This is a genomic window from Mesorhizobium sp. M7A.F.Ca.US.005.03.1.1, from assembly GCF_003997975.1.
Lineage (GTDB): Bacteria > Pseudomonadota > Alphaproteobacteria > Rhizobiales > Rhizobiaceae > Mesorhizobium > Mesorhizobium ciceri.
Genome location: NZ_RZRO01000035.1, coordinates 1 through 13,417 on the forward strand (window position 1 = coordinate 1; position 13,417 = coordinate 13,417).

Here is a 13,417-nt window from a genome sequence, read left to right on the forward strand (position 1 = left end):
CGTCGCACTGCGCGGACGATGTGAAGTATGGCGTTGTCGAGCGGGTGGTTGCCGACTTTCAGGCCATGAAGCGGGATGGAACGGTTTTTGCGGGCCAGAAGATCGCCGACCTCATCACCGTCAACGGTGCGCGCGTTGTCGCCGAAGACGGCACCTGGGGACTGGTGCGCGCCTCGTCGAACAAGCCGGAACTGGTCGTGGTCGTCGAAAGCCCGGTGTCGTCGCAGCGTCGACGGGAGATGTTCGAGGCTGTCGACGCCGTGCTGCGCCGCAGCCCCGAGGTGGGCGCCTACAACCAGACTTTTTGAATGGCAGTTGAATGACCGAGAGGATTGTCAGTTTTGTCATGAGCGGCGGCGTCGGCTCGCGGTTGTGGCCGCTGTCGCGCGAGGACAATCCCAAGCAGTTCCACGATCTGTCCGGCGACGGCTCGATGCTGGCCAAGACCTTGCGCCGGCTGACGGCCCGGCCGGAAGGCGAAACGCCGATCTTCCTGATTGCCGCGGAGCGCCATGCCGGTCGCGTTCACGCCGATCTTGCCGGCCTCGACCTCGCCGGCGGCGGGCCGCTGTTCGAGCCGACCGGGCGCAACACAGCCGCCGCTGTCGCACTGGCGACACTGCGCACACTGTCCGAGTTCGGCGACAGCCTGGTGCTGGTGGTGCCGTCGGACCATGAGATATCGACCCCGCGCCAGTTCTGGCAGAGCGTCGAAGCCGGCACCGAGGCAGCGCGTAGCGGCCGGCTGGTGGTGTTCGGCATCAGGCCGACACAGCCCGAGACCGGCTACGGCTATATCGAGGTTGCGGCCGAAAGCGGCGGCATCTTCGACGTGTCGCGCTTCGTCGAAAAGCCGGATCTTGCGACTGCGCAAAGCTATCTCAAGGCCGGAAATTTCTACTGGAACACCGGTATCTTCCTTTTTCGCGCCAGCGCCATGCGTGATGCCTTCATAGCGTTCCAGCCGGATATCTGGCAGGCCACCGAAGCAGCCTACAAGGCAGCGACATCGGATTTGTCCGGCCTTTACATGCCGCTAGAACTCTACGCCGCCATTCCGTCGAACTCGATCGACTACGCCATCATGGAGCGGGCAAAAGACATCGCGATGGTGCCGGCCGGCTTCCGCTGGAACGATCTCGGCTCATGGCAGTCGCTGCTCGATGTCGGCCCCGCCGACGACCGGGGCAATGTCATCATCGGCGACGTCGTCGCCATCGATTGCGAGAATTCCTACATTCGCAGTGACGGCCGCCTGCTGTCGGCGATCGGCATGAAGGACATCGCCATCGTTTCGACATCGGATGCCACCTTCGTCGCTCCGGTCAGCCACAGCCAACACGTCAAGAAGATCGTCGAGCAGCTCGAAAAATCGGGTCGCCTGGAAACCAGGTTCACGCCGGCGCATGACCGCGTCATCGAAAGCGGCGCCTGGCGGCGGCGCGTGCATCACTGGCTGTTTCAGGAGACCTTGCCGCTGTGGTCGACATCGGGCGTCGACGAACGCCATGGCGGCTTTCACGAAGCGCTTGGCCTGGACGCTTCGCCGTTGATGAAGCCCAAGCGCATGCGCACCACGGCGAGGCAGGTCTATGCCTTCGCCGTTGCCCGGGCGCGCGGCTGGGACGGTCCGGCCGACCGGCTGATCAGCCACGGCATCGCCTTCATGGCCGGCAAGGGCCGCACCGACAAGGGCGGCTGGGTTCGGACGCTGAATGTTGACGGTTCGGTTGCCGACGCCACCGAGGATGCCTACGATCATTCCTGCGTGCTCCTGGCACTGGCGCATGCGCATATGTCTGGCAATCCCGACGCTTTGCGCCTCGGCGAGGAAACCTTCGCCTTTCTCGATGCGCATCTCGAAGACAGCCGCATGACCGGCTTCCTTGAGACATCGGATGGCAAAGGCGAGCGCCGCTCCAACCCGCATATGCACCTGCTTGAGGCCTTCCTCGCCTGGCACCAGGCGACCGGCGAGCGCGCCCATCTGCGCCGCGCAGCGCGTATCATCGACCTCTTCCGCAGTCATTTCTTCGATCCGGAAAGCTGGACGCTTGGCGAGTATTTCGATGCCGAATGGAAACCATCCGCCCGCGAGAAAGGCTCGTGGACCGAGCCTGGCCACCATTTCGAATGGGCCTCTTTGCTGGTCGATTTCGCTGGGCGCAGCGGCCAGGCCGAGTTGAGCGGCTTTGCCAGGAAACTCTACGCCTCGGCCATCGCCAATGGCCTCAACCGCGCCACCGGCCTTGCCTATGGCGCCGTCTCGCGACAGGGCCTGCCGCTCGACCTGATATCGCGCAGCTGGCCGCAGGCCGAAGCGGTGAAGGCGGCGATCGCGCTGGATGGTTCGGGCGGGCCCGATCTCAAGCCCGAGATCGAAGCGCGCGTCGGCCGGTTGTTCCGCTGGCACATTGACCCGGCGCCGCTCGGACTGTGGATCGACCGCATCGACGAACGCGGCCGCTCGCTGGCGACCGATGTGCCAGCCAGCATCTTCTATCATCTGGTCTGTGCGCTGACGCAATATCTGGACAGCACGGCCGACCTGAAGGCGTAGAGGGCTGGATCAGTACGGGCTCGCCACGTCACCCGTCTCGACATAGATCGACTTCAGCTGCGAATAGAGCGCCAGTGCGGCCAGTGAATTCTCACGCCCGATGCCTGACTGTTTGAAGCCGCCGAACGGGATTTCCACCGGCGTCAGATTATACGCGTTGATCCAGCAGGTGCCGGCCTGCAGTTCGGCGATGACGCGGTGGGCGCGCGGCAGGTCGCGCGTGAAGACGCCGGCAGCGAGGCCGAATTCGGTGTCGTTGGCGCGGTCGATCACCTCGTCCTCGCCGTCGAATTTCAACACGCTCATCACTGGTCCGAAAATTTCTTCACGGGCGATGCGCATGCCATCGGTCACGCCGGTGAACACCGTCGGCTCGACGAAGAAGCCGCCCTGAAAGCCCTGCAGCGAAGGCACATTGCCGCCGCAAGCAAGCGTCGCTCCATCCTGCTTGCCGATCTCGATATAGCCGGCCACCTTGTCGTGCTGCGCCTTGGAGACCAGCGGTCCCATCTGGGTTTCGGGATCGAGCGGGTCGCCGATGCGGATTTTCTTGGTCCGCTCTATCAGACGGTCGACAAAGCGGTCGTGGATGCCGCTCTGCACGAAGACGCGCGTGCCGTTGGAGCAGATCTGTCCGGTCGAATAGAAATTGCCGAGCATGGCGCCGCCAATGGCGTTCTCGATGTCGGCATCGTCGAACACGATCAGCGGCGACTTGCCCCCGAGTTCCATCGTCGCGTGCTTCATCTTCGAGCCGGCAAGCGACAGCACCTTGCGGCCGGTCGGCACCGAACCGGTCACCGAGACCTTGGCGACGACATCGTGGCCGACAAGCCCGGCGCCGACATCGCCATAGCCCTGCACAACGTTGAACAAGCCGTCGGGTAGCCCCGCTTCGCTGTAGATCTCGGCCAGTGCCAGCGCCGACAGCGGCGTGTTTTCCGACGGCTTGAACACCATGGCATTGCCCATGGCGAGCGCCGGTGCCGATTTCCAGCCGGCGATCTGGATCGGGTAGTTCCATGCGCCGATGCCGACACAGACGCCGAGCGCTTCGCGCCTTGTGTAGGCGAAGGGTCCGCCGAGATCGACCGACTCGCCGTTGTAGGCGGCAACGGCACCGCCGAAATATTCAAGGCAGTCCGCAGCCGAGGGCGCATCCGCCACCAACGTTTCCTGGATCGCCTTGCCGGTGTCCAGCGTCTCGATGCGAGCGAGGTCGGCGTTGCGGGCGCGCAATATGTCGGCGGCGCGGCGCAGGATGCGCCCGCGCTCGACCGGCTTCAGCCGCGCCCAGGCGGGCTGCGCCGCCCGCGCGGCCTCGACGGCGAGTTCCAGCACGTTCGGCGTTGCCGAACGCAGCATGGCGATGGTCTCGCCGGTTGCCGGATAGATGACCGGCAGCGGGGCGCCGCCTTCGTCCTCGATGTAGCGTCCGTTGACATAGTGCGATGCCGTGGGCTGAGCGCGCATGGAAGTCTCCAGATTGTCTTTCGCGGCATGCGGATCGTGCAGTCACACGATCATGCTCTATCTGTCCGACGCCTGCCAGCGCGGATTGATCCATGGTTCCTGGTTGGACGGCGCCAGCGGCGTGCGGCCAAGGATGTGATCGGATGCCTTCTCGCCGGTCATGATCGACGGCGCATTGAGATTGCCGTTGGTGACGCGCGGGAAGATCGAGGAATCGGCGACCCGCAATCCTTCGACGCCGATGACCCGGCACTCCGGATCGACGACGCTCATCACGTCGTCGGCGCGGCCCATCTTGCAGGTGCCGCAAGGATGGTAGGCGCTCTCGGCGTGATCCCGGATGAAGATGTCGAGATCGTCGTCCGACTGCACGTGGCTGCCCGGCGATATCTCCTTGCCTCGATAGGGATCGAACGCCGACTGGCCGAAGATCTCGCGCGTCAGCCGGATGCAGTGGCGGAACTCCGCCCAGTCGTCTGGATGCGACATGTAGTTGAAGTGGATCATCGGTTTCGATTTCGGGTCCGGCGAGCGCAGCGTCACCGACCCCCGCGACTTCGAGCGCATCGGTCCGACATGCGCCTGGAAGCCGTGCGACTTGGCCGCCGCCTTGCCGTCATAGCGGACTGCCGCGGGGATGAAATGGTACTGGATGTCGGGGTAGTCGACGCCGGCACGTGAGCGCACGAAGGCCGCCGCTTCGAAATGGTTGGTGGCGCCAAGCCCGGTCTTGAGGAACAGCCACTGCGCCCCGATGAGCGCTTTCGAGAACGGATTCAGCACCGAATTGAGCGTGATCGGCAGCAATGATTCCTGCTGGATGTAGAGCTCCATATGGTCCTGCAGGTTGCGGCCGACGCCGGGCCTGTCGGCCACCACCGGAATGCCGTTTTCGCGCAGATGCTCGGCCGGACCGATGCCGGACAGCATCAGGATCTTGGGCGAATTGATCGACGATGCGGCGACGATTACCTCACGTCGCGCCTTAACGACCTGAATCTGTTTGTGAGCTTCGATCTCGACGCCGATGGCGCGCTGATTCTCGATGATCACCCGCCGCGCAAAGCCCTTGACCAGACTGACGTTTTTGCGCTTCAGCGCCGGCTTCAGATAGGCTGATGCCGCCGACCATCGGCGGCCGCCGCTGATGGTCTGCTCCATCGGCCCAAAACCTTCCTGCTTGGAACCGTTATAGTCCTCCGTCAGTTCGAACCCGGCCTGGCGGCCAGCCTCGACGAAGGCGCCATAGAGCGGATTTTTACGCGAGCCGCGCTGCACATGCAGCGGCCCGCCGTGCCCGCGCCAGCCATCCTCGCCGCCATCCGAATCCTCCATGCGCTTGAAATAGGGGAGCACGTCGGCGAAGCCCCAGCCGGCCGCACCCTCTTCGGCCCAATGGTCGAAGTCGCGGGCGTGGCCGCGCACATAGACCATGCCGTTGATCGAGGACGAGCCGCCGATAACCTTGCCGCGCGGTGTCGCCAGCACACGGCCGCCGAGATGCGGCTCCGGCTCGCTGGCAAAGCCCCAGTCGTACAGGCTCATGTTGAGCGGGATCGACAGCGCCGACGGCATCTGGATCAGCGGCCCGATATCGCTGCCGCCGAATTCGATGACGATGACCGAATGCTTGCCGTCTTCCGACAGGCGATAGGCCATGGCCGAGCCGGCCGAGCCGGAGCCGATGATGACGAAATCCGCTTCAAGCATGGTTCATATGCGCCATGAAATCGGCGAGCGAGACATTGCCGCCGGTAGCCACAACAAGGACGGTCTTGTCCTTCACATCCACCTTGCCGCCGAGCAATGCCGCGATCGACGCCGCCCCCGACGGTTCGAGCACCAGCTTCATGCGCTCGAAGGCGATCCGCATGGCGCGCCGCACCGATTGGTCGTCGACGGTGATGCCGTGAACACCCGCCGTCTTGACCGCGGCAAACGGAGCATCGCCCGGCCGTCGTGACATCAACCCGTCGCAGATCGATTTCGGCCCGATCGGCATCGTCTCGATAGCGCCATGCGCCAGCGACGAGCCCATGCCATTGAAACCTTCCGGCTCGACGCCGATGATCTCTGTCGCTGGCGACAGATAATGGAAGGCAAGCGAAACGCCGCCGATCAACCCGCCGCCACCGACCGAGCAGAACAAGAGGTCGGCGCTGGCACCTTTGGCTTCGAGTTGGTCAAGCGCTTCGAGGCCGGCGCCCGCCTGGCCGGCGACGATCTCCGGATCGTCGAATGGATGCAGCAGCGCCAGGCCCTCTGTCTCGGCGATCTCGCGCGCCTTGGCGGCGGCGACTTCCTCCCGCGCGCGCTCGCCATGGTCGGTCAGCACGACGCGGGCGCCATAGCCCGCCGTGGCATCACGCTTGGCGGCCGGTGCGTCGATCGGCATGACGATGGTGACGGGAACGCCAAGCGCCTGGCCGGCAGCCGCCAGCCCTTGCGCGAAATTGCCGGAGGAGTAGGCGACGACGCCCTTCTTCGCTTCGTCAACTGAAAGCTGCTTCAGGCGCCAATAGGCGCCGCGCACCTTGAATGAGCCGGCCCATTGCAGCGATTCCGGCTTGATGAAGACGCGGGCGGCGCCGGTCTCGCGGGCTAGTGCCGTCGATTCCAGCAGCGGCGTGATCTGCGTCGCCCTGGAGGTGACGGCATAGGCCTGCTTGAGATGGTCAAGGGAGGGGACGAGAAGGTCTGACATCATTCGCCTCGCGGATACCGTTTGCTCTCTTCGAGATTGTCGAGGTTCATGTGATTGCGCATGTAGCGCTCGGACGCCTTTTGCAGGGGCTGGAAATCCCAGGGGTAATAGGCGCCGTTGCGCAGCGCCGGATAGACGACCCAGCGGCGCGCCTGGCTTTCGCGGACAGCGGCGTCGAAGCCGGCCATGTCCCAGCGCGCCTGGACTTTGTCCATGAATGCCGCCACCAAGCCGGCATTGGCGGGGTCGTCGGCCAGATTGTCCCGTTCGAGCGGATCGGCTTCGAGATCGAACAGTTGCGGCGGATCGAGCTCGCAGTGGACGAATTTGTATCTGCCGTCGCGGATCGCCACCAACGGCGCGTTGGACCCTTCGGCCGCATACTCCATCAACACCGGTGCGGTGCGCTCGATGCCCTCGGTGAGCGGCAGCAGCGACTGGCCGTCGGTCCACGGCGCGATCGCAGCGATGTCGATGCCGGCGAGATCGCAAAGCGTCGGCGCCACGTCGAGATTGGAGACCGGCGTCTCGATCAGCCCGGCGCGAACGCCCTTGCCGGCAATCATCAGCGGTACCCGCGCCGAACCCTCGAAGAAGCTCATCTTGAACCACAGGCCGCGCTCGCCGAGCATGTCGCCGTGATCCGAGCAGAACAGGATGATTGTGTCGTCCGCCATGCGTGTGCGCTTGAGAACGTCGAGGATCTCGCCCAGCTTGTCGTCGACATAGGAGATGTTGGCGAAATAGCCCTGCCGCGAACGACGCACCTGCTCTGGCGTGATCTCGAAAGAGGGGTAGTCACTGGCGTGGTACAGCCGCCGGGAATGCGTATCCTGCTGGTCATACGCGATGAACCCGGTTTCCGGGTCCAGCGCCTGGCAATGCTCATAGAGATCCCAATATTGCTTGCGCGCGACATAGGGATCGTGCGGATGCGACAGCGAGACAGTGAGGCACCAAGGCCGATGGTTCGCATCGTCCTGTTCGCGCGAAAGCTGATAGAGCTTCTGCGTGGCCAGGAACACGACCTCGTCGTCATACTCCATCTGGTTGGTGATCTCGGCGACGCCTGCACCGGTCACCGAGCCCAGATTGTGATACCACCAGTCGATACGCTCGCCGGGCTTGCGGTAATCCGGCGTCCAGCCGAAATCGGCTGGATAAATGTCGGTCGTCAGCCGCTCCTCGAAACCATGCAACTGGTCCGGCCCAACGAAATGCATCTTGCCCGACAGGCAGGTGTAGTAGCCGGCGGCGCGCAAATGATGGGCAAAGGTCGGGATCGATGAGGCGAATTCGGCGGCATTGTCATAGACGCCGGTGCGCGACGGCAATTGCCCGCTCATGAACGAGGCACGGCCCGGCGCGCAGAGCGGCGAGGCCGTGTAGTTGTTGGCAAAGCGCGCCGAACGCGCGGCCAACGCTTTCAGATGCGGTGTATGCAGAAACTCCGCCGGTCCGTCCGGAAACAGGGTTCCGTTGAGCTGGTCGACCATGACGATCAGGAAATTGGTTGGCTTCATTGTCACTGTTTGCGCCGCTCGCCAAGTTTGGTTTCGAGATAGTCCTCGACCAGCGCGATCGCGGTCGCGGCATCGGGCACGCCGTCTTTCAGCGCCCGCCTGATGTAGAGCCCGTCGATCATCGCCGCGGTCGCTTCGGCGGCGCGGTCGGCTTCGGCTCTGGGCAAGATCCCGGTCAGCCCGCTCATCAGGTTCGAGTGCAGCCGCCGCGCGTAGACCTTGAGCAGCCGGCGCAAGGCCGATGATTTCTGCGCCTCGACATAGAAGGCGAGCCAGGCGGCGATGGTTTCCGGCTGGAACTGGATGTCGGAGAAATTGACAGCGACCACCGCCGAGACCCTTTCGCGCGCGCTATTGGCCGAGCCAAGGGCGCGCAACGTATCGGCTGTAAGCTCCGCCAGTATGTGCCGCATCGTCGCCAAGAGCAGCTCGTCCTTGGCACCAAAATAATGATGGGCAAGGGCGGACGACACGCCGGCGCGTCCGGCGATCTCGGACATGGTCACGTCGAGCGAACCGCGCTCGCCGATCGCCGAGATCGTCGCGTCGATCAGCGCCTTGCGGCGCAGCGGTTCCATTCCGATTTTCGGCATCTCGCCATGATCCTTTGAGAGAACAGGATTATTTTTTATTGACGCGTCAATCAACAAAAAAATCGGCCGCGATCTCGGCTCTACCAAGCGATTGTAGGCCTCCAGCCCTTCACGAAACCGGCACGATTGTTTATCTTTGAACAATAGATGCGAAATGCGCCGTGAGCCGACATGCCAGGCCGGCGCCAAGGATGGAGACCGCCATGACCGCATGCATCGTCGGATGGGCGCATTCGCGCTTCGGCAAGCTTGAGGGCGAAACGCTCGAAAACCTCATCGTCAAGGTGGCAACGGACGCGCTCGACCATGCCGGCATCGGTCCCGACGAGGTCGACGAGATCGTGCTCGGCCACTTCAACGCCGGTTTTTCGGCGCAGGATTTCACCGCCAGTCTGGTGCTTCAGGCCGACGACCGGCTGCGCTTCAAGCCGGCGACGCGTGTCGAGAACGCTTGCGCCACCGGATCGGCGGCGGTCCGCCAGGGCATCCGCGCCATTGACGCGAATGCCGCTCGCATCGTGCTGGTGGTCGGCGCGGAGCAGATGACGACGACGCCGGGGCCGGAGATCGGCAAAAACCTGCTCAAGGCGTCCTATCTGCCCGAGGACGGCGAGACACCGGCGGGTTTCGCCGGCGTCTTCGGCAAGATCGCGCAGGCCTATTTCCAGCGTTATGGCGATCAGTCGGATGCGCTGGCCATGATTGCCGCCAAGAACCACAAGAACGGCGTCGACAATCCCTATGCGCAGATGCGCAAGGATTTCGGCTATGAGTTCTGCCGCCAGGAGAGCGAGAAGAACCCCTTCGTTGCCGGTCCTCTGAAGCGCACCGACTGCTCGCTGGTCTCCGACGGCGCCGCCGCCCTTATCCTTGCCGACACCGCCACGGCGCTGAAGATGCGCCGTGCCGTTGCCTTCCGCGCCAACGAACATGTGCAGGATTTCCTGCCGATGTCGAAGCGCGACATTCTGACCTTCGAAGGCTGCGAGCAGGCCTGGAACCGGGCGCTGAAATCGGCCGGCGTGACGCTCGACGATCTGTCCTTCGTCGAAACGCATGACTGCTTCACCATTGCCGAACTGATCGAGTACGAGGCGATGGGCCTTGCCAAGCCGGGAGAGGGGGCGAAGCTGGCGTTGGACGGCACAACGGCCAAGGATGGTCGCCTGCCGGTCAATCCATCCGGCGGGCTGAAGGCCAAGGGCCATCCGATCGGCGCCACTGGCGTGTCCATGCATGTCTTGACCGCCATGCAGCTTGTCGGTGAGGCCGGCGGCATCCAGGTGCCGGGCGCAAAACTGGGCGGCATCTTCAATATGGGCGGTGCGGCGGTCGCCAACTACGTTTCCATTCTCGACCGGATCAGATAAACCGCCCGCATTTGCGGAAGGTGACATGACAAATCCGGTTCTGATCGAAGTCTTGCGCGGCGCGATCGTCGAGAGCGCGCATCGCGGCTCAGTCGCGGTCTTCGATGGCGACGGCAAGCCCGTGTGGGAGATCGGCGATACGGCCAAGCCGGTGTTTCCGCGCTCGGCGGTCAAGGCGATCCAGGCCTTGCCGTTGGTCGAAAGCGGGGCGGCGGATGCCTATGGTTTCGGCAACCGCGAACTGGCGCTCGCCTGCGCCTCCCACTCGGGCGAGCCGGCACATGTCGACCTTGCGCGATCCATGCTGGCCAAGGCTGGGCTGGACGGATCGGCGCTCGAATGCGGCACGCATTGGCCGTCCAATCATGACGCCGAGATTGCGCTCGCCCGCGCCGGCGGCTCGCCGAACGCCTTGCACAACAATTGTTCGGGCAAACATTCCGGCTTCCTCTGCACCTGCGTCCACGCCGGCATTGCGCATCGCGGCTATGTCAAGCCGGGACACGGCCTGCAGGACATGGTGCGCGACGCCATGCAGTCGGTGACGGGCGCTGTCCATGGTGAGGACCAGCGTGCCATCGACGGCTGTTCGATCCCGACCTACGCGGTGCCGCTCAGGAGCTTCGCGCTCGGCTTTGCCCGCATGGCCACGACATCAGGTTTTGGCCCAGAGCGAGCCAAGGCTGCAAAGCGGCTGCTTTCCGCCTGCATGGCCGAGCCCTTCTTCGTTTCCGGCAGCGGCCGCGAAGACGTCGCGTTGATGGAGGCCGCACCAGGGCGGATTTTCACGAAGGGCGGCGCCGAAGGCGTCCATTGTGCCGCAATTCCGGAACTTGGCCTCGGCATCGCACTCAAATGCGATGATGGCGCCGGCCGCGCCGGCGAAGCCATGGTTGCCGCCGTCCTTGCCAAACTGTTGCGTGCCGACGAGGCCTTGGCGGCGAAGCTGCTCGAATTGGCAAACGCGCCCATTGAAAATCGCAACGGTGCCAAAGTCGGAGCGCTGAGGCCGACGGCAACTCTCAAGTGACGTGATTGCGCTCGACGGTCAGATGCGCGTAGCCGCTACCGTTTGACGAGGCGAGATCGCCTGTCGCGGGCTCCGCCCAGCGCTGGCCGACAACCGCACCGTTCAGCGCGCCGTCGATGACATTGTCTGAAATGACGGCCGTACCGGCGCCCTCGACCACGGATACGACGATCCCGGTTCCTGCCTTGCGGATGATGTTGCCGGTGGCGACGACATTGCGCAGGTACGGGCCCCAGCCGATCTGCATGCCATAGAGTGGCGCGTTCTCGATGACATTGTTGGAAACGGTGGTGTCGGCCTCAACGCCGATGCCGACGCCAAATCCCGGCGAGTCGGCGGGGTAGGGGCCGCTGGTCGACAGATTGCGCACGATGTTGCCGGAACAGACGCCCATGCGGCCGCCTTCGTTGAAATTGACGATCGAGATGCCGTTGGCGGCGCCGTCGACGATGTTGTTGCTGATGATGGCGCCTTCGAACGAGAACTCGGAATAGATCGCCGTTTCGCCAGAGCGCGAGCAGGTGTTGCCCGATATCTGCAGGTTGCTGGCGCTGTTGGCGCGGATGGCCGAGAAGACGCAGTCCGAGACGATGTTGCCCGAGATGACGACATTGCCGGCGCGAAAGGCATTGATGCCGTTGCCGTTCTGCCCGGTTCCGCCGCTGCGTGCCTGGATCCCTTGGACGCGGTTGCCGGTGACCATGGTGCCGTCTTCGGCCACCTGCCAGCGGTGTACGAGGATGCCGCCATTGGCGCAGTCGGAAACGGTGTTGCCCGTGATGGCCAGCCCGCCGGCTTCGACCGAATAGATGCCGGCATCGGCGGCGCCCGATATCTCACAGCGCTCGATCCGGCCGATCGCGTGTTCCAGCGCCAGCCCGTTCTTGCCGCTGCCGGTGATCTGGCAATTGTCGATGGCGAGGTGCGCGACACGGCGCAGATCGAGCAGCCCTTGCGTGTAATCGCCCATCGCGCGGTTCGCACCATCGAAGACCAGTCCGCTAAGTTCGATATGGTCGGCCTGTTCGGCCATGAACAGGTGGCCGTCACCGCCGTAAACGATGCGCGTCGCGCCCGGCACGCCGGAAAGACGTACGCGGCCGGGCAGCGAAAGATTGGAGACGACATAGGTGCCGGGCGGCAGGAACACCGGCATGTCGCGGCTGTTTGCGTCACGCAGCAGTTTGGCGAAGGCCTTGCTCTGATCGTCTGATGTGCCGGGCTGCACGCCGAGTTCGGTGGCATTGATCGAGCCGCGCATCGAGGCTTTCTCGATGCCGCTCAAGCTTGCGGCTACCGCCTTGCCGAGCGCAAGGCCCATGACGGCAAAGCCGGCGGTTCCAGTCAGCAGCGTTCGTCTGTTCAACATCGGCACAGAATCCCAGCGTTCAACCTTGGCGTCGCAGGAATCGTGCCAGACGGTTTGCCTCTCCTCTGGACGGAAACGACAATGGCTTGTCGAGCAGCCTCTGCGGGCCTAAGTTCAGGAAATGAGCAGAGCTTTCACCCGCGAGGAAGACAGCGAAAATGCCATCGCCGGTGTCGGTGAGCGGCCGGTCAGCCAGCATCGCAATCTGGTGACGGAACGCGGCCTGGCGCAGATCGAGGAAAATCTGGCCGATCTGCGCGACATACTGGCGAAGGCCGAACGCAAAGCCGACCGCGAGCGCATAGCGGTCGTGTCGCGCGATCTGCGTTACTGGACCGCCCGGCGCGAAAGCGCCGAACTCTCGGTGCCGGAGCCGGGCAGTGACGTTGTGCGCTTCGGCATGGGCGTCACGATCGAGAGCGATGACGGCAAGAAGGTGCATTGGAAGATCGTCGGCGAGGACGAGGCTGATCCCACCAAGGGCAGCATTTCGCATGTTTCGCCAATGGCTGTCGCCCTGTTCGGCAAGAAGATCGGCGACTTGGCCAGCGTCAACGGCAAGGAATGGGAAATCGTCAAGCTCTCCGAGAGCTAGGACGTCTCAAATCCGCCGCACTGATTGGCGCGTCATTTGGCGAGTTTCTGAAGCCCGACCCGATATTTGTCCATGACCTCGCGCGCGGCCTTCATCTGCCGTTCGAACCTGTCGGCCACCGGTCTTAAAATGATGCCGTGATCAGTTTCGATGATCTGGAGCTGATCGCCCGATTGCAGATTCAAGCTGTCCAGCATTCC

At 63.8% G+C, this 13,417-nt stretch carries 11 protein-coding genes and 1 pseudogene; 5 read left to right on the top strand and 7 right to left on the bottom strand.

Translation table 11 applies throughout. From position 1 onward, the window contains the following. A pseudogene (locus EN990_RS16315) lies at window positions 1–308 on the top strand (phosphomannomutase/phosphoglucomutase); the annotation flags it as partial. A gap of 11 nt (window positions 309–319) precedes the next feature. Beyond that, complete coding sequence (locus EN990_RS16320) at window positions 320–2,560, top strand: mannose-1-phosphate guanylyltransferase/mannose-6-phosphate isomerase (RefSeq protein WP_127369347.1); 2,241 nt, start codon at window positions 320–322, stop codon at window positions 2,558–2,560. Window positions 2,561–2,569: 9 nt separating this feature from the next. Here EN990_RS16320 and betB read toward each other — a convergent pair whose 3' ends face one another. The 5 genes from betB to betI are packed head-to-tail and all read right to left on the bottom strand — an operon-like array spanning window position 2,570 to window position 8,853. Continuing rightward, the gene (gene betB, locus EN990_RS16325; RefSeq protein WP_013532682.1) at window positions 2,570–4,033 is read right to left on the bottom strand and encodes a betaine-aldehyde dehydrogenase; all 1,464 of its coding nucleotides are present in this window, start codon (window positions 4,031–4,033) and stop codon (window positions 2,570–2,572) included. A 57-nt stretch (window positions 4,034–4,090) separates the two neighbouring features. Next, window positions 4,091–5,743: a choline dehydrogenase gene (gene betA, locus EN990_RS16330; RefSeq protein WP_063171723.1), complete on the bottom strand. Its 1,653-nt coding sequence runs from the start codon at window positions 5,741–5,743 to the stop codon at window positions 4,091–4,093. Further along, the gene (locus EN990_RS16335) at window positions 5,736–6,737 is read right to left on the bottom strand and encodes a threonine/serine dehydratase (RefSeq protein WP_024505554.1); all 1,002 of its coding nucleotides are present in this window, start codon (window positions 6,735–6,737) and stop codon (window positions 5,736–5,738) included. Before EN990_RS16335 ends, betA begins: the two co-directional genes overlap by 8 nt. Then, window positions 6,737–8,266 carry a choline-sulfatase gene (gene betC / locus EN990_RS16340; protein ID WP_164766117.1) on the bottom strand — a complete coding sequence of 510 codons (1,530 nt, stop codon included), beginning with the start codon at window positions 8,264–8,266 and terminating at the stop codon, window positions 6,737–6,739. Before betC ends, EN990_RS16335 begins: the two co-directional genes overlap by 1 nt. Further along, on the bottom strand, window positions 8,263–8,853 hold the full coding sequence (gene betI / locus EN990_RS16345) for a transcriptional regulator BetI (protein ID WP_013532678.1): 591 nt from the start codon (window positions 8,851–8,853) through the stop codon (window positions 8,263–8,265). The genes betC and betI overlap by 4 nt, the downstream gene beginning before the upstream one ends. Before the next feature lie 203 nt (window positions 8,854–9,056). On the opposite strand from betI, the gene EN990_RS16350 reads away from it, so the two are divergent. Beyond that, window positions 9,057–10,223 (top strand): acetyl-CoA acetyltransferase, encoded by a 1,167-nt coding sequence (locus tag EN990_RS16350; protein WP_027162994.1) that lies wholly within the window; start codon window positions 9,057–9,059, stop codon window positions 10,221–10,223. 25 nt (window positions 10,224–10,248) lie between these two features. After that, complete coding sequence (locus EN990_RS16355; protein WP_127366668.1) at window positions 10,249–11,253, top strand: asparaginase; 1,005 nt, start codon at window positions 10,249–10,251, stop codon at window positions 11,251–11,253. On the opposite strand, the gene EN990_RS16360 is transcribed toward EN990_RS16355, so the two are convergent. Continuing rightward, window positions 11,246–12,622 (bottom strand): TIGR03808 family TAT-translocated repetitive protein, encoded by a 1,377-nt coding sequence (locus tag EN990_RS16360; RefSeq protein WP_127366669.1) that lies wholly within the window; start codon window positions 12,620–12,622, stop codon window positions 11,246–11,248. The genes EN990_RS16355 and EN990_RS16360 overlap by 8 nt on opposite strands. 121 nt (window positions 12,623–12,743) lie before the next feature. Here EN990_RS16360 and greA point away from each other — a divergent pair, with 121 nt between their 5' ends. After that, window positions 12,744–13,217, top strand: a complete 474-nt coding sequence (greA, locus tag EN990_RS16365) for a transcription elongation factor GreA (RefSeq protein ID WP_013532674.1) — start codon at window positions 12,744–12,746, stop codon at window positions 13,215–13,217. Between the two features lie 32 nt (window positions 13,218–13,249). Here greA and EN990_RS16370 read toward each other — a convergent pair whose 3' ends face one another. Continuing rightward, entirely contained in the window at window positions 13,250–13,402 is a 153-nt protein-coding gene (locus EN990_RS16370) for a hypothetical protein (protein ID WP_244514279.1), read from the bottom strand. Between the last annotated feature and the right edge of the window lie 15 nt (window positions 13,403–13,417).

Coding starts and splice junctions, on each gene's coding strand:
- EN990_RS16320 (WP_127369347.1), top strand. CDS start 320: ATGACCGAGAGGATTGTCAGTTTTGTCATGAGCGGCGGCGTCGGCTCG.
- betB (WP_013532682.1), bottom strand. CDS start 4,033: ATGCGCGCTCAGCCCACGGCATCGCACTATGTCAACGGACGCTACATC.
- betA (WP_063171723.1), bottom strand. CDS start 5,743: ATGCTTGAAGCGGATTTCGTCATCATCGGCTCCGGCTCGGCCGGCTCG.
- EN990_RS16335 (WP_024505554.1), bottom strand. CDS start 6,737: ATGTCAGACCTTCTCGTCCCCTCCCTTGACCATCTCAAGCAGGCCTAT.
- betI (WP_013532678.1), bottom strand. CDS start 8,853: ATGCCGAAAATCGGAATGGAACCGCTGCGCCGCAAGGCGCTGATCGAC.
- EN990_RS16350 (WP_027162994.1), top strand. CDS start 9,057: ATGACCGCATGCATCGTCGGATGGGCGCATTCGCGCTTCGGCAAGCTT.
- EN990_RS16355 (WP_127366668.1), top strand. CDS start 10,249: ATGACAAATCCGGTTCTGATCGAAGTCTTGCGCGGCGCGATCGTCGAG.
- EN990_RS16360 (WP_127366669.1), bottom strand. CDS start 12,622: ATGTTGAACAGACGAACGCTGCTGACTGGAACCGCCGGCTTTGCCGTC.
- greA (WP_013532674.1), top strand. CDS start 12,744: ATGAGCAGAGCTTTCACCCGCGAGGAAGACAGCGAAAATGCCATCGCC.